The organism is Acinetobacter sp. ANC 3929, assembly GCF_000369405.1.
GTDB lineage: Bacteria > Pseudomonadota > Gammaproteobacteria > Pseudomonadales > Moraxellaceae > Acinetobacter.
On sequence record NZ_KB849994.1, the window covers coordinates 368,890 to 382,716 of the forward strand.

Annotated in this window: 20 protein-coding genes; 3 read left to right on the forward strand and 17 right to left on the reverse strand. The window is 42.5% G+C overall.

Translation table 11 applies throughout. From position 1 onward, the window contains the following. Positions 1-13: 13 nt before the first annotated feature. Together rpsB and tsf are read left to right on the forward strand one after the other, a co-directional pair. Positions 14-766: a 30S ribosomal protein S2 gene (gene rpsB, locus F909_RS17980; protein WP_004652723.1), complete on the forward strand. Its 753-nt coding sequence runs from the start codon at positions 14-16 to the stop codon at positions 764-766. A gap of 138 nt (positions 767-904) precedes the next feature. Beyond that, positions 905-1,780, forward strand: coding sequence for a translation elongation factor Ts (tsf, locus tag F909_RS17975; protein WP_005145469.1), 876 nt, complete (start codon positions 905-907; stop codon positions 1,778-1,780). Positions 1,781-1,880: 100 nt separating this feature from the next. On the opposite strand, the gene F909_RS17970 is transcribed toward tsf, so the two are convergent. Further along, positions 1,881-2,354, reverse strand: coding sequence for a copper resistance protein NlpE (locus F909_RS17970; protein WP_005145471.1), 474 nt, complete (start codon positions 2,352-2,354; stop codon positions 1,881-1,883). Between the two features lie 108 nt (positions 2,355-2,462). Beyond that, positions 2,463-2,588, reverse strand: a complete 126-nt coding sequence (ykgO, locus tag F909_RS20660; RefSeq protein ID WP_081401646.1) for a type B 50S ribosomal protein L36 — start codon at positions 2,586-2,588, stop codon at positions 2,463-2,465. Between the two features lie 298 nt (positions 2,589-2,886). Between ykgO and F909_RS17965 the strand changes: the two genes are divergently transcribed. After that, entirely contained in the window at positions 2,887-3,234 is a 348-nt protein-coding gene (locus F909_RS17965; RefSeq protein ID WP_005145472.1) for a hypothetical protein, read from the forward strand. Between the two features lie 21 nt (positions 3,235-3,255). On the opposite strand, the gene F909_RS17960 is transcribed toward F909_RS17965, so the two are convergent. The 15 genes from F909_RS17960 to F909_RS17900 all read right to left on the reverse strand — a co-directional run bounded on the left by F909_RS17960 (position 3,256) and on the right by F909_RS17900 (position 13,760). Further along, positions 3,256-3,552 (reverse strand): hypothetical protein, encoded by a 297-nt coding sequence (locus F909_RS17960; protein ID WP_005145473.1) that lies wholly within the window; start codon positions 3,550-3,552, stop codon positions 3,256-3,258. A gap of 4 nt (positions 3,553-3,556) precedes the next feature. After that, the gene (locus tag F909_RS17955) at positions 3,557-4,948 is read right to left on the reverse strand and encodes a DEAD/DEAH box helicase (protein ID WP_005145475.1); all 1,392 of its coding nucleotides are present in this window, start codon (positions 4,946-4,948) and stop codon (positions 3,557-3,559) included. Further along, on the reverse strand, positions 4,945-5,148 hold the full coding sequence (locus F909_RS17950; RefSeq protein WP_005145478.1) for a hypothetical protein: 204 nt from the start codon (positions 5,146-5,148) through the stop codon (positions 4,945-4,947). The genes F909_RS17955 and F909_RS17950 overlap by 4 nt, the downstream gene beginning before the upstream one ends. After that, complete coding sequence (locus F909_RS17945) at positions 5,145-5,408, reverse strand: PDDEXK family nuclease (protein WP_005145480.1); 264 nt, start codon at positions 5,406-5,408, stop codon at positions 5,145-5,147. Before F909_RS17945 ends, F909_RS17950 begins: the two co-directional genes overlap by 4 nt. Beyond that, complete coding sequence (locus tag F909_RS21200) at positions 5,389-5,550, reverse strand: hypothetical protein (RefSeq protein WP_005145483.1); 162 nt, start codon at positions 5,548-5,550, stop codon at positions 5,389-5,391. Before F909_RS21200 ends, F909_RS17945 begins: the two co-directional genes overlap by 20 nt. An 11-nt stretch (positions 5,551-5,561) precedes the next feature. Beyond that, entirely contained in the window at positions 5,562-6,167 is a 606-nt protein-coding gene (locus tag F909_RS17940; protein ID WP_005145487.1) for a beta clamp domain-containing protein, read from the reverse strand. Between the two features lie 4 nt (positions 6,168-6,171). Further along, complete coding sequence (locus F909_RS17935; protein WP_005145488.1) at positions 6,172-8,235, reverse strand: bifunctional 3'-5' exonuclease/DNA polymerase family protein; 2,064 nt, start codon at positions 8,233-8,235, stop codon at positions 6,172-6,174. After that, positions 8,232-8,948 (reverse strand): hypothetical protein, encoded by a 717-nt coding sequence (locus F909_RS17930; protein WP_005145490.1) that lies wholly within the window; start codon positions 8,946-8,948, stop codon positions 8,232-8,234. Before F909_RS17930 ends, F909_RS17935 begins: the two co-directional genes overlap by 4 nt. Positions 8,949-9,049: 101 nt before the next feature. Continuing rightward, positions 9,050-9,868: a DUF2303 family protein gene (locus F909_RS17925; RefSeq protein WP_005145493.1), complete on the reverse strand. Its 819-nt coding sequence runs from the start codon at positions 9,866-9,868 to the stop codon at positions 9,050-9,052. A gap of 62 nt (positions 9,869-9,930) precedes the next feature. After that, the gene (locus tag F909_RS17920; RefSeq protein WP_005145496.1) at positions 9,931-10,260 is read right to left on the reverse strand and encodes a hypothetical protein; all 330 of its coding nucleotides are present in this window, start codon (positions 10,258-10,260) and stop codon (positions 9,931-9,933) included. Between the two features lie 168 nt (positions 10,261-10,428). Beyond that, entirely contained in the window at positions 10,429-10,983 is a 555-nt protein-coding gene (locus F909_RS17915; RefSeq protein WP_005145498.1) for a DUF2815 family protein, read from the reverse strand. A gap of 13 nt (positions 10,984-10,996) precedes the next feature. Further along, on the reverse strand, positions 10,997-12,289 hold the full coding sequence (locus F909_RS17910; RefSeq protein WP_005145499.1) for a DUF2800 domain-containing protein: 1,293 nt from the start codon (positions 12,287-12,289) through the stop codon (positions 10,997-10,999). A 10-nt stretch (positions 12,290-12,299) separates the two neighbouring features. Then, positions 12,300-12,458: a hypothetical protein gene (locus tag F909_RS21205; protein ID WP_005145501.1), complete on the reverse strand. Its 159-nt coding sequence runs from the start codon at positions 12,456-12,458 to the stop codon at positions 12,300-12,302. Continuing rightward, positions 12,455-12,949, reverse strand: coding sequence for a hypothetical protein (locus tag F909_RS17905; protein ID WP_005145503.1), 495 nt, complete (start codon positions 12,947-12,949; stop codon positions 12,455-12,457). The genes F909_RS21205 and F909_RS17905 overlap by 4 nt, the downstream gene beginning before the upstream one ends. 145 nt (positions 12,950-13,094) lie before the next feature. Next, positions 13,095-13,760: a LexA family protein gene (locus tag F909_RS17900; RefSeq protein ID WP_005145505.1), complete on the reverse strand. Its 666-nt coding sequence runs from the start codon at positions 13,758-13,760 to the stop codon at positions 13,095-13,097. Positions 13,761-13,827: the final 67 nt, after the last annotated feature.

The window sequence follows — 13,827 nt, forward strand, 5'->3', positions numbered from 1 at the left end:
TAAGGTAAAGAAAATGGCAGATTACAACGTAAGCATGCGCGACCTTCTTCAAGCAGGCGCACACTTTGGTCACCAAACTCGTTTCTGGAACCCAAAAATGCGTCAATACATTTTTGGCGCGCGTAACAAAATTCACATCATCAACCTTGAACACACTGTTCCTGCGTTAAATGATGCTTTGAACTTTGTTAACAATCTTGCAAGCAAAAAGAACAAAGTATTGTTCGTTGGTACTAAACGTGCTGCTTCTAACATCATCCGTGAACAAGCTCAACGCGCTGGTCAACCATATGTAGATCACCGTTGGTTAGGTGGTATGTTGACGAACTGGAAAACACTTCGCCAATCTATCAACCGTTTAAAAGATCTTCAAACTCAATCTCAAGACGGTACTTTTGCTAAGCTTACTAAACGTGAAGCTTTAGAACGTACTCGTGAGATGGAAAAACTTGAACGTGCTTTAGGCGGCGTTAAGAACATGGGTGGTTTACCTGACGCATTATTTGTAATCGACGTTGATCACGAAGCGATTGCAATCAAAGAAGCGAAAAACTTAGGTATTCCTGTAATCGGTATCGTTGATACAAACTCTAACCCAGACAACGTTGATTACGTTATTCCGGGTAACGACGATGCGATTCGTGCAGTAACTTTGTATGCTTCAGCTATGGCTGATGCGATTCTTGCTGGTAAAGAATACGCTCAATCACAAGCTAATGCACAAGCAAAAGGCGACGATGCTGCGAAAGACGCATCTGAGGCTTAATGCGTTTTGACGCAAGCTTGTCATTTTTGCGACATGTAATGGTGGCAAATTAAAGCGTCGAGAGTGCAAACGGCCCAGAGTTTCTTTGGGCCGTTTTTGTTGAACAGATTTATTTTCTACCGATTTTAGGAGATCAACATGACTGCAGTTACTGCGAGCATGGTAAAAGAATTACGTGACCGTACTGGTCTTGCAATGATGGAATGCAAAAAAGCATTAACAGAAGCAGGCGGTGACATCGAACTTGCGATTGATAACCTTCGTAAATCAGGTCAAGCAAAAGCTGCTAAAAAAGCAGGTAACATTGCTGCTGATGGTGCGATCACTATTATTCAAAACGGTAACAAAGCAATTCTTGTTGAAGTTAACTGTCAAACTGACTTCGTTGCTAAAGACGAAAACTTCAAAAACTTCTCTGATAAAGTTGCTGCTGCTGCACTTGCTGCTGGCGAAACTGATGCTGCAAAAATTGCTGAACTTAAGCTTGAAGACGGCGCAACTGTAGAAGAAGCGCGTGTTGCACTTGTTCAAAAAATCGGTGAAAACATTCAAGTTCGTCGTGCTCAAATCGTTGAAGGCGAAAACTTGGCTGTTTACAAACACGGTTTAAAAATCGGTGTTGTTGTTTCTTATACAGGTGATGCTGATACTGGTAAAGGTATTGCAATGCACGTTGCTGCGTTCAACCCAGTTGCGGTAAATGCAGAAGCTGTTCCAGCTGACTTGATCGCTAAAGAGAAAGAAATTGCTGAAGCAAAAGCGTTAGAATCTGGTAAGCCAGCGAACATCGTTGAGAAAATGGTAACTGGTTCAGTTGAAAAATACTTGAACGAAGTTGCGCTTGATCGTCAAATGTATGTAATCGACAACGACAAGAAAGTTGCTGACGTATTAAAAGCAACGGGTACTGTTGTTGCTCAATTCACTCGTTTCGAAGTGGGTGAAGGTATTGAGAAGAAAGCTGAAATGAGCTTTGCAGAAGAAGTTGCTGCTGCTCAAGCTGCTGCGAAGTAATTCGTATCTTCTAAAAAAACCCAGTCATTGTGACTGGGTTTTTTATTGCCTGCTAAAATCTCATTTTGACTTATGGATTTCTAAGGCGTCACTGATTATTTTATTCAGCTTCTTTCTTAAGCTCGTATTTGTCGGCTAGCTCGCCTGTGATCTCTTTGCCTTCAGTATCTAAAGCTTTTAAGTAGCCTTCGGCAACAAAGTATTTACGGCCATCACCAGCTTTGTCTAGCTCAATAATCGAGGTGTTTTGGCTGTCGAAGTTAAAGCTACCTTTGCTTTCAAATGCTTTACCATCACCTTTGCCGAGATAAGTCTCTTTTAACTCAAATGTTTTATCTTGGTTGAGTTCAAGTTCAGTTTTGATTCCTTCGCAATCTGCGCATGGAAGTACCCCTGTATATGTGCCATTCCAGTCAAGTGAGTTTTCTGCGGTATGAGCACTATCTGCGACTTCAGAGGTCGCTTCGGTAGAAGTTGCGGGAGGTGTTTGCTCATCTGTTTTTGGGGTTTCTGCTTTATTACATGCAACTAAAAAAATAGACGCCAAAGAAATTGCGATTAGTGATTTTTTCATCTTAGATATAACCTCATGAAAACAGTAATATCTAAGTTATGAAATTTAAAGGAGAAATGGTAGTAAGGGAATGTAAGGGTTGTTTAATCTTTGGTAAAGCAAGACAAGTTAACCTTGTCTTGCTTTGAAGCGAGGGTTGGATTTGCAAATAACAAATAGCTTGCCGCGACGTTTTACAATCTGGCAATCAGGGCTACGACGTTTTGCACTTTTAAGGGATGAGCAAACTTTCATTTTTAAGTCTCTGTTGTTAATGTAATGTTATACTATTACATTAACTGGGCCGTGTAAAGTTTGTCTGATTCTTTGGTGGGCTTGGATAGGGTAGATGTATATAAGAAAAAAGCCCTCATCTTTCGATGAAGGCTTTTTTGAATCTGGAGCGGGAAAGGAGACTCGAACTCCCGACCCCAACCTTGGCAAGGTTATTTATATTCATAAAAAACAAAAGGTTAAGTTTTTATGGTGTCGAAGTGGTGTCAATTGCGCAAATTGTAACAAAATACATATTTTATCTATTTTATGAGTAAATATGTTTATTATTATCAGTATTACTTATAAACGACATGGTATCGAAATGGTTTTCAAAGAAATAGCTGAAATTGAACGTAGAAAAATTGTAGATAAGCAATGGGATTTAATTAGGAATGATAAGGGTCTTTCATTAGAGTTTGCAATCAATGATTTTATTAATGAAAATACTCAATTCAAAAGTATTTTTGATATACAAATTCAAGCATGTCAAAAATTTCTAGGGCATAGCAATTTTGCAGAGTTGAATCATAAGGATATCGATAAGTTTGTAAAGGAAAATACGGAATTTGAAAGTTTAAAAGAAATTGAAATACAGACAAGAAATTATCTTTCAAAACAAAATTAAAGGCGCATAAAGCGCCTTTTTCTAATTTTTACGTCGTGATTGCCTTGCTAAGGTCTGTGCGTTTAGATTCTCCAAGATCGGCATGACCTCTTTGGGATCGTACATGTGTTTCCCATCTCGACCACGATTAAAGGGGCGAAGGGTTTCGATAATAGTTTTACGTGAAAAACTGAACCGCTCCATTAAAAAAGATACTGGAACACGTGGCGGCAATTCTTCTGATTTCATTTCAACAACCTTTCCAATATTGGGAATGGTTTGATTGAGAAAAATTTGAGGCGGTGTTTCTGATTCAAAAGTTAATACATATTTACCCATTTTATTAAACCTCTCTGCGTTTCATTGCTTCCATCAATAAATCCTGCACTTCGCGCTTGGAGTCTCTGCGCTCCATAACAACAGAATCGATCGTGTTTTTGGCAATGATGTGGTAAATGTAAACTGGACGATCATGGCCCGCTTGCGCTTGGCGCGTTGGCCCAATGCGTTCTATGATTTGTTGGTATTGTTCTAAATCCCACCAATGGGAAAAGAAAACTAAAATATTCCCGCCATCCTGAAGATTCAGCCCGTGACCAGCGCTGGCAGGATGAGCAAACAGCACAGGGATTTTTCCCGCGTTCCAGTCGTGAATCGTCTTCGGATCTTTGTCTAAATGTCTGCCACTAGGAAAAGCCTTTTGTAATCGCTCAAGGTCACTTTTAAAGTGGTACGCAACAAGTACCGGCATTCCGCAGGCTTCTTCGACAATTGATTCAAGCGCCTGTATCTTTAAGTCATGCACCGCCTGCCAATTACCTTGATCATCCGTATAAACAGATCCGCTTGCCAATTGTAGGCACTTCATTGTCTTTGATGCGGCGTTGAATGCTTCAACTTCTGTGGTTTCAGAAAGCTCAATGAACATTTCCTTTTCCATCTCGTCATAAAGTTTTCGCGCTTTGCCTTTGAGCTCAATTTCAACTGTTCTGAATATTGGGTCTTTAATATCAAAATAATCCTTAGCCTCAATGCTCAAACAAATATCTTTGAGCTTAGTTTGGATTTCATTTTGACTATGAGGAAAGGGCACAAGCTGAACTGCGTTGCGGTCTGCACCAACTTGGATTTGTTGAAACCAACGCTGAGTAAATGCGCCGAAACTTGTGCCTAATCTTTGACCGCGATCAATGAACCATACCTGACCCCAAAGGTCTTTAAGCCCGTTGGGGCTTGGCGTTCCAGTCAAAGCAATGAATCTTTTTACTCGATTATGTGCAACCTTACCTAAGGCGCGTGCTCGTACTGAACCTTGGCTCACGCGAAAACCTTTGAGCTTTGTGCTCTCATCAGCAACCACTTTGGTAAAGAACCAGTTTGCTTTTAAGTAGCCAACAAGCCAAGGCAAATTTTCATAATTGATTGTGTAGACATTGGCTTGTTGCTTTAAAGCGCGTACACGTTCTTCAGCAGTGCCGACGATCGCCACAACTTTGAAGTGCTCTAAGTGCTTCCACTTCTTAGCCTCATCGGGCCAAGTGGTAGCAGCAACGCGCAAAGGGGCAACAACCAGAGTTGCACCAGGTTCGATTAAATCGAGCATGTCCAATGCGGTGAGGGTAGAGGATGTTTTGCCTGTACCCATTCCCGCCCACACACCGCAACGCTCATTATCAAGAATATGCTCGATAATGGCGTGTTGGTAATCGTGTGGTTTGTATTCGAGTGCTGTCATGGAGTCACCTCGATATCTCTAGGCTCTCCGTTTATTAAAATTTGGATTTGTATTAGGCCTTCCGTGCGAGCCTCTATTAATTTTTTGAACAAAGCGGGTGCCAGAAGCAAATCTCTTTGCTTAACTTCAGCAGGACGAACTGCGATTTTTTCTACAGACTTTAGAAGATCTCTAACCTCTGGCATTGTAATTTCACTCATCCCAATAACTCCTCAATTTGTTCTATGCTGTCAATAACTTCAACTCGCTGGCCCATATCGTGCATACGTTTATGCTCTCTGATCTGTGCCGCTGTTGGTTTTTCGCCTGTTGCTTTTAGCTCTGCCCAAAAGGTGTTGTCAGGTAGCATTACGATACGGTCAGGGGCAGAGTTGCGACCGATCCACTTAACTTTCCTAACTTCACCGCCTAGTGCCTTAACTCGTTGCACTAGGTGGGCTTCAATTTTCGATTCGCGCATGTTCAAGCGCTACCTTGCGCAATTCGATGTAGAGATTGGCTTTCTCATCTTCAGATAGGTATTCGTATTCACTGAAAAGTGCATCCTTTATAATCGTTTTGGCTTTCTCAATTTCGTACCAATCAGGATCATTAATTTGCATGATCGTACCCCCTAAATCCTCATAGGCATTAAGCAAGCTTTAACATCTTGGAAAACACGCCCATCTTCAAAAGGCCCGCCTCTAAAAAATATTCCTGCCACTTCTCTAGCTGATAGAGCACGGAAACCCACATTAAGACCGTCACCGCCTAATATTTTGTGCACCTTTTGGAAATCAGCCAAATATTGCCAATTGAATTGAGGGATGCTTCCTTCATAATTGATTGAAGGAGGTAAGTCTTTCGGAAAAATTCTGCGCCAATCTGGGTATTTACCGTCTATTGCTACAAATAATATACGGGCCGCCACATTTTTCTCAGTTATAACAATTTCGCCCTTTTTGGCATGAGGATCGAAAATAACTTTGCAAATTTCATGACGGTGCTTGCTTGGTACCTGTTTCAAAAAATGCTTGATATCGTCTAAGGGAATAATAAGTTCTACGTTTTCATCTAGCCCTTTAATCGGACATGCAAATGCGCGGTGACCATCGCAAGATGTGATATGCCCGTGACTAAAAGCAACACCAATAAGAACCTTTCTAATGTCCTTTTTTGAAGCACATATTGTTGCTGCTTCTAACAGTTGAATTGGTAATTCAATTTCGATATTTCCCATAGCGTTAGTCCTTCTTATAACGGTAAGATTCAAAGCCTGCTGCCGCCAAAGGCAAATCAATTGCCCAATCTGGATTGCGTGCGAGCAGACTCGATAAATGGTCAGGGTTAAATTCAGGTTGATCATCCGTTTCGGTAATCACTTCGTCATGTACAGAAAGGCAAATGTCATAACCTGATTCTTCGATTAGAGGCATGTTGTAGCCCAGCACATCACGTGAAAAAGCCTGTGTGATGTTCTCGGCAAACTTGCCGCCGTATGTATAAAGGCGTTCCCATTTACGTGTGTACTGGTTATTGCCCATATAAGAGATTTTGCTTTCTTCAGCTTTCGCACCCGGATAGCAAAGGAATCGACCACTTGGTAATTTAATCAATAACCAAGAGCCTTTTTTGATAAAGGTAACTTTGCGGCATGGTACAGCACGGTCAGGATTGCTGATTGCTTCAATCGCTGCCTGTCTTAGTTCATTCCACCATGCACTGATATTCGGATGCGCATAGCGCCATGAGCGCTTAAATGAATCGCACACAAGCCACGTTTTTTTCTTAAGTCCGAATGTCGTGCGGCGCTCTTTCTTATGCCATTCCCAAGCGCGGATAGCTTCATTCAAAATGCTTGGGTCTAAACTGGCGTATGCTTGGTCAGCCATTGCATCAAGGTTTAAACCGTATGCGGCCGCGAATGTTAAAAACGCACCCACACCGCCCTCATAACCTAAGGCTAATTCCTGAACCTTACCCACTTGGCGCTGCTCTTTGTCTACTGACTCAGGCGAAACGCTGAATGATTTTGCATAAGCCAGTTTGTAAAGGTCATGCCCAATACCAGCGTCAAAGTCATAGAATGCTTTGATCTTCCATGTTTCGCCTGCAAGCCAAGCAAGTGCACGACCTTCAATGTTCGATAAGTCAGTGACTACAAGCTTTCTGCCTTCAGGCGCACAAATACAACCACGGATTGCAGAGCTGGTCAGTTCCATGACATTTTCATAAAACAGATCCGCACAGCCGATTTTTAAGGATTCGATGCCTTCATCAATTACAGATTGCTTAAGAGCAGGGCGCGGTAAGTTTTGAGGTTGGAATAATCGACCTGCCCAACGTCCTGTGCGGGAAGCGCCATTAAATTGAAGCGTCCCACGTAATCGGCCATCTTTGCTTGTGCCTTTGGCTAGAGCGTTGTATTTGGCTGTACTGGTGGTTGATGCCTGCAGACGGATTGCAAGCAACTCGCGCACAGCAAGAGGCAACGAATCATCATTTAGTCGACGCTCTAAAGTTGATTTCTGCATGTCTGGTAGCGAAACGCCATGTGCTTCAAGAATATGCTTAAGCATTGCGTCGCGCTGGGTTGCCGCTTGCACTTCGCCATCAGTTAATGTAACTGTGCGTTTTGCCAATCCTTTTTGCGCTTTCTCTACAGCTTCGATTGCTGTATGGACAAGCTCAAGGTCAATGCACACACCACGATCATTAATTTTTTGGTCCAGATGCCACAGTGCTAATTCAGCATTGCGATAGTTCCACTTTGGGATTTTTCTATGCAATTCGCGCATAGCCAAAATATCGCTTTTGGCATATTCAAGAAATCGTGCCCATTCAACTGGATGCGTTTCACTGTTAGCTCGTCTGATCTTTTGGTTTGCGGGACGTGGTTTGCAGAATAACTGAATGAGTTGCTTACCCGCTTTGTCCTTTGCCTTGTCCTGATCGATCTTGAAAATCTCACAAAGGATATCAAGACCACCGGGTAATGAATGGCTCAAGGCTTGAACCATGGTATCTTCCCAACGCTCAATATCTAAAGGGCGACTAGGCATTGCGTGGCGTAATACCGTGCGGTCAAAGCCAGAGTTATGGGCAACCAATTTAACGGTTGGATCATTAAGAGCGTTGCTGAGCTCAAAAGGCAAAAATGGGTATGCAGTGCAATCCTCTACATTTACAGGACCGTCATCTAAAGCCCATGCAAAAACCATGATTTCGGCATTCTCAGCGTAAGCATGTGTGCCGTTTTTAATCGGGGTTTCGCAGTAGGTTTCTAAATCGAGATAGAGAGTGTTCATGCAAACTCTCCTACCCAAAACCGTGCAGGTTTAACTGATTCGATTCGCGAACGCATTACTGCAGCTCGCATCTCTTTAGTTGGAGGTGAGTATGTTCCTTTCCATTTCTGATCAATCCCAATATTGCGACCAATATTTGTTGAGTCAGCGGATGAAAGTGGGACTTTTGAAAATATCTTAGGATTAAGCATTCGTAATCCGTGCATCTTTACTAGTGGTCTACCATCTGCATCACAAACAATTTTCATCATTTCTGATATGCGTTGCCACCAGTTCACACTGCCAACATTTGCAAATTCGCCTGAAGAACCCAATGCGATTCTTGAGTAGTCTGATGCTAAACGCTGTAATCGATCTAGGCTTTCGTGCATGTGATACACCGGCACAGCAAAGCTTTTATTAATTGGGCATTCTTTTAATAGGGCATCGTTATCTTCTTCTCCGCCATCGATCACATCAGGAATAACAATAAAGTCGCAGTGAGGGTGCTTCATGCATTCTGAAGCAAAGTCATAAAATGAAGTCCAGTCTTTTACTGGCTTGCCGCTTTTCCAAGCGCTAAAGGCACCGTTATCTACAGCAAAGCTTTGGCAAACTTCAATAGCAACCCCAAGCTGTTGTTTATGGGCATAACTTACAAAAGCATGCCCTTGTTTTACGGCTTCGAGAGCTGCTGTAGCTGGTGTAATTGGCAAGCCATGGTAGTGGATCATTTCTTTATTTTCCTTATTTATGCTTTGGTAAAGTGAACGCAGAGGGTCAGCAATACATTCACTTTCCAAAGCATCTAGCGCATTGCTAGATGCCCTATGTTTTAGGCTTGGTATGAACCTTGGTAGAAGCTACCTAAATCAGCTAATTCACTTTCAAGAATTTCAGTGAATTGATCCGCGCGAAGTTGGTTGTGCGCATCGCGTCCAACAAAGCGCAATACAAACGTCGGTACATCGTCTTTGGTTGAGATACGGAAAGAAATTTTGATTTCTTCAACTGGTAGGCCTTTGTAGCTTTCAGTTGTTAAAATAAAGTGGGTTGGCAAACCTGCAACTACGCCTTCGGCTTCAACTGATTCGGTAACGCTGAGCTTTTGGCCCATGTCACGAACATCACTATCTACATCATGGCTACGGCCAATCTTCACATTACGAATTGCACGTAATGCTTTTTCAGTTTGCAGGGGGCCGTTAGCATCATGCGGTTTCACAAAGTCTGCCCAATCATCCAACCAGTCAATTAATTTTTGCTGTGAGAAACGATCACCGTCGATATTTTCTAAAGCGATAAATTCAGGTGTCTTTTCCAGGTTTAAACGTGCAGTATCGTCGCCATGTCCTGGTGCAACTTCATCGCCAATATTAAAAATGGTTTCAGCTGATAATCCGTTTTTTGTTGAGATAAATGACTTAATGCCGTTGACACCACGATCAGACACGTATGCAATAAACGCTGCGATTGCTAATGTTGAAAAGCGTCCGCGGAAACGGTCACGATTTTGGTTGAATTGTTCAAGCGAATGAACTTTAAAATCCGCAGGGATGATTGCAATTGAAGCGCTGCTGTCAACGTTAATCGGCATTTTTCCTTGCGCTGCAATTGCAAGTTGTGTGATTTTTTCGATTGCTGATTGTTCCATGATTTTTACTCTTGGTTAGGTTTGTGTTGTTTAAATCAATGTTTGAAAGGGACTATGCAGAATTAATCTACATAGTCTGTTGCGCGTACCTTTTCAGGCATAAGGGAAATCACACCGCCACGTAATACGTGCATCGGTGTGGCACCTACTGAATATTCGGTAGAATGTCCGCCTTTTGCGGTTGGGGTTTTATAGTCGATAGAATGTTCGACATTGACCTGTTGGGTGTCTGAAATTTGCTTAAGCTTTAACTTAATGGTGACTTCACCTTGTCTACCGTTAAGCACTACGCCAGCAGCAACAACAGAAAGCACAGCACCTAATTGCTTTTCAAAGATGCCTGCATTCAGGTCGCCAATAAAATTCGAAACATCAGTTGAGGTTTGGCTCATTTTTAATTGTCCTTCTTTTGATTCGGAAATTGATGCCACACTGACGCAGTGGCGGCGGCTATTGCCTAAAGGAGAAATAGAGGACCTTTATCAATAGCTGCTATGGTTGTTTCCAGTCCCAACACTCATAACTTGTCGGGTGGGGTGTTGCACTGGTCTTGGCGGTCGTTATGCGAAAAGTGGATCTTCACCCATGTCGTCGGCCGCAAGGTCATCAAATTCGTCAGCATTGGCAACACCGCCGCCCGCAAATGCTTCACCATCTTTCAAGAATTGAACGCCGCGAAGCGAAGCGTTAATGCGTTTGCCATAGTTGTTGTCTTGGCACCACAATTCGATTGATGCGTTGACGTAGCAACCTGCATAAGGTTTGCCATCAGCTTGAACAAGCGGAGTGCGGTCACGGTCAACTACAGTCACACGGGTTTTGTTGCGTGAAGAAATGAAGTAGTGGCCTGCAAAACCTTCATAGTCAGATTTAGTGTCGCCATCATGCAAAGCCGTGCGGTCTTTGGTTTCGATTTCTTTTTTAACTTGAGGCCATTTTGCGCCCCATTTTTCTGAACCTGCTTTTTCCATAGCATCTTTAATTTCTTTGAGCTGCGGATGGTTCGCAGGAAGTAAGAAAGATGCTGAGAATGCAGGTTCACCTTCTCCATTAACTGTTTTTGCTTCGAACAAGTTAGGGAAGGCAAGGCGTACGTTTTTAAGAGTTAATTTCATTGTTATTGCTCCATTAAGCAGTGAGATCGTCAAAATCGTTTTGTGGGTTTACATCCAGTGCAGGACGTTTGTCGCTAATCGGTGCGACAGTAGGTTTACCGTCAGCACGAGTAATAAGGGCTTCTACTTTGGTCCATTGGCGTGGGCCGATAACTTCAGCTTTTTTGAGTTTTTCGGCTGTCGTTGGGCTAATTAATTTGAGGTCGTACATTTCCTCAGTTTTGAGGCGCATGCTTTTAAGCATTGCTTCTGCTTCTTCAGGATTTGCCCAAGTGCGGTTGCCTTGTTTACCTTGAACTAGCTTGAATCCGTCAACAGCTTCGCCAGCGTGTAGCTTCTGGTGAACTGCTGAATCGACTGCCTTTATCCAGCCTTCGAGAAGGGGGATAGCTGCGTACATACGGCTTAGTTGTGGGTTTGTAGCAATCCAGACTTGCTCTGTGGCCTGTGCAATCTCAGTTGGCAAATCGACTTCTGTTAGGTCGTCAAAATCGCCCAGTACAGTTTGCAAGTTGTGCTTTTCAAGTGCTTTGCAGTTTGCTTTGGCTTTACACCACTGGCATTGCTTCTCACCTGGATTAAAAGAACCCTCAAAATCAGCAATTGCACCTCCATCGCCTTCGCCCAAACCGACTTCCAAGCAGCGGATGTATTCAGCAGATGATTTAGCTTCTTGTGCAAATGCTTCGAGTTCTTCGATTGTGCAAACCGCTTCTGACATATAGCCTAAGCGTGGTTGGTGGATGACCATTCGGACTTGTTTAAAGTCGCCGATCAAACCGAACTCGTTTAATGCGCCTAAACCGTACAGCTTCAATTGCTCATTATTTTCTGCGTCGACTTTCACACCACGACCGTATTTCAGGTCGTGTACTTGGATTTCATCAGCGGTTAGAACAATGGCGTCACTTGTGCCGAAAGCATTTTCCGAGTTGATGTAGTTAGAGAACTCAACACGTTGTTCGACTAACAGCTCGTTGCCTTCTGCCTGTGAGCGCACAGCATCAAGATAAACCTGTACGTTCTCTGTCATTTCCAGATCGACAGTGAAGTAAGAACTGCATTTCATTTGCTCGTCTATATCACTCCAATGCGCTGCACCTTCTTTGATATAGATTTGACGGTTCAGAAAATCAGTCGCGTTTTTACCTTGCTCTAAGCTCTCAGACGCAAGGAAATGAGCCGCTGTACCTAAATCCGCATGCTCAGATGTAGAATCAGGGATATCTTTTTCTAGGATCATGCTGCCCGCGCAATGCATCCAACGGTGTGCAGCAGACGGGCTTAATTTAGCGTGTGAAGTCATGGCAAACCCCTTAGTAGCTAATTGCAGCACAGTAAATAATCAAAGCACCCATGACGCTGAAAAATACGATTGCAGCGATCTTTTCACCTTGGGTGATTTCTTGTGGTTCTGCGAAATCGTCAGCGTTTAAACGCTTTTCTACGATTTCATCGAAACGTCCTTTTTTCATGCTGCGTATCCTTCAACTAATTGAATGACTTTCAAATAATCAGCCTCAGCAACACCTGACATGTTTTCGGCACCTACTTGCTCTAAAACCGATGCAATTGCCTTACGACCGTGCTTTTTACCTAGACCGATCATTGCTTTAGTAACGTCATCCTTAGTGATTTTATTAACTGCTTCCTCTGAAACGGTTTCAGTTTCAGTGGCTGCAGTTTCTTCAACTTGTTCTGCGCTCGCTGCTTCAGCAACTTTTTCAGCGGATTCATCAGCTGCTTTTTGTGCTTCGACTGCAGCATTATTTTTTTTGTTTGATGCCTTTTCAGTTTCTGCATTCTTAACTTCAGGGTTAGAAGTTTTTCCTGCGTACTCATCAAGGTTGAATACAAACTTTTCTAGGGCAGCGACCGTTGAAATGATCTGTGCTTGTTGCGTAATGCCAGCGCTGATTAGCGCTACACAGGTTTGTTGACGGAATTCTGGAATTGCGATTGTCATAACTTTATCCTTCTTTTGTTGCGTTTGGCTCAACATATGGATAAGTTAAACGCAACTCAAAGTTGCGTCAAGCGCAATTTTTAAAAAATATGCATAAAAAAACCTGCTTTTAAAGCAGGCCTTTGATTTTTAAAATTTTATATTTTTAATTAGGGCGCGAACGTCTTTTAACCTTATAAGTTCTTCTGAATGAATCAACAACTTGACCTACAAAATGGCAATCTTCATCTAGTGGGATGATGTTAGGTTGAAAATTTGAATTAAGTGCTTGAAGGTATCTATTGCCGTTAGACTCTATTACTAACTTTTTGAAAGTGGCATCGTTTCCCTTACGGACTACTATGAGATCGCCTGAGATCATATCTGAATACCAAACAGTGGGATCGACTAGGATATAATCGCCTTCATAAAAGTCTGGCTCATTGCTTACACCTTTAACTTTTAAATAAAAACAATCATCACATGGATCTTCTGGGGCGGGCATCCATTCTGTAACTTCTGTTAAATCAACTGCCTGAACGTTTGTGAAAGTTCCCGCTTGTACCCATGTGAGCACTGGCAAAAGATTGTTTCTTTTCAAATGAGTAACGTTATTTTCTAATTTATTTTCGGCTGTTTTGAATAGTTCTGAGACAGTTGTATTGAATGCCTGAGCAATTTTTTCAAGTGTAGGGAAATCGGGGTACTGCTTGCCAGACTCATATCTTGATACATTGCCTTTATCGACTCCGATCTTTTCAGCAAGTGTTTGTTGACTCATCTTTGTAGCACTACGCAATTGTTTAATTGCATTTCCTAATTCGGCTTTCATAACGTGTCTCAATTTGCAAAGTTTTGCATTGTTGAGAAATTTTATCGTTAATATTGCGTCAAACGCA

Excerpts from the sequence above, each read along its gene's own strand:
- F909_RS17945 (WP_005145480.1), bottom strand. The coding sequence starts at position 5,408 with ATGCGCGAATCGAAAATTGAAGCCCACCTAGTGCAACGAGTTAAGGCA.
- tsf (WP_005145469.1), top strand. The coding sequence starts at position 905 with ATGACTGCAGTTACTGCGAGCATGGTAAAAGAATTACGTGACCGTACT.
- F909_RS17900 (WP_005145505.1), bottom strand. The coding sequence starts at position 13,760 with ATGAAAGCCGAATTAGGAAATGCAATTAAACAATTGCGTAGTGCTACA.
- F909_RS17915 (WP_005145498.1), bottom strand. The coding sequence starts at position 10,983 with ATGAAATTAACTCTTAAAAACGTACGCCTTGCCTTCCCTAACTTGTTC.
- F909_RS17935 (WP_005145488.1), bottom strand. The coding sequence starts at position 8,235 with ATGAACACTCTCTATCTCGATTTAGAAACCTACTGCGAAACCCCGATT.
- F909_RS17940 (WP_005145487.1), bottom strand. The coding sequence starts at position 6,167 with ATGGGAAATATCGAAATTGAATTACCAATTCAACTGTTAGAAGCAGCA.
- F909_RS21200 (WP_005145483.1), bottom strand. The coding sequence starts at position 5,550 with ATGCAAATTAATGATCCTGATTGGTACGAAATTGAGAAAGCCAAAACG.
- F909_RS17955 (WP_005145475.1), bottom strand. The coding sequence starts at position 4,948 with ATGACAGCACTCGAATACAAACCACACGATTACCAACACGCCATTATC.
- F909_RS17960 (WP_005145473.1), bottom strand. The coding sequence starts at position 3,552 with ATGGGTAAATATGTATTAACTTTTGAATCAGAAACACCGCCTCAAATT.
- rpsB (WP_004652723.1), top strand. The coding sequence starts at position 14 with ATGGCAGATTACAACGTAAGCATGCGCGACCTTCTTCAAGCAGGCGCA.
- F909_RS17930 (WP_005145490.1), bottom strand. The coding sequence starts at position 8,948 with ATGATCCACTACCATGGCTTGCCAATTACACCAGCTACAGCAGCTCTC.
- F909_RS17970 (WP_005145471.1), bottom strand. The coding sequence starts at position 2,354 with ATGAAAAAATCACTAATCGCAATTTCTTTGGCGTCTATTTTTTTAGTT.
- F909_RS17965 (WP_005145472.1), top strand. The coding sequence starts at position 2,887 with ATGTTTATTATTATCAGTATTACTTATAAACGACATGGTATCGAAATG.
- F909_RS17920 (WP_005145496.1), bottom strand. The coding sequence starts at position 10,260 with ATGAGCCAAACCTCAACTGATGTTTCGAATTTTATTGGCGACCTGAAT.
- F909_RS17910 (WP_005145499.1), bottom strand. The coding sequence starts at position 12,289 with ATGACTTCACACGCTAAATTAAGCCCGTCTGCTGCACACCGTTGGATG.
- F909_RS17950 (WP_005145478.1), bottom strand. The coding sequence starts at position 5,148 with ATGAGTGAAATTACAATGCCAGAGGTTAGAGATCTTCTAAAGTCTGTA.
- F909_RS17905 (WP_005145503.1), bottom strand. The coding sequence starts at position 12,949 with ATGACAATCGCAATTCCAGAATTCCGTCAACAAACCTGTGTAGCGCTA.
- F909_RS17925 (WP_005145493.1), bottom strand. The coding sequence starts at position 9,868 with ATGGAACAATCAGCAATCGAAAAAATCACACAACTTGCAATTGCAGCG.
- ykgO (WP_081401646.1), bottom strand. The coding sequence starts at position 2,588 with ATGAAAGTTTGCTCATCCCTTAAAAGTGCAAAACGTCGTAGCCCTGAT.
- F909_RS21205 (WP_005145501.1), bottom strand. The coding sequence starts at position 12,458 with ATGAAAAAAGGACGTTTCGATGAAATCGTAGAAAAGCGTTTAAACGCT.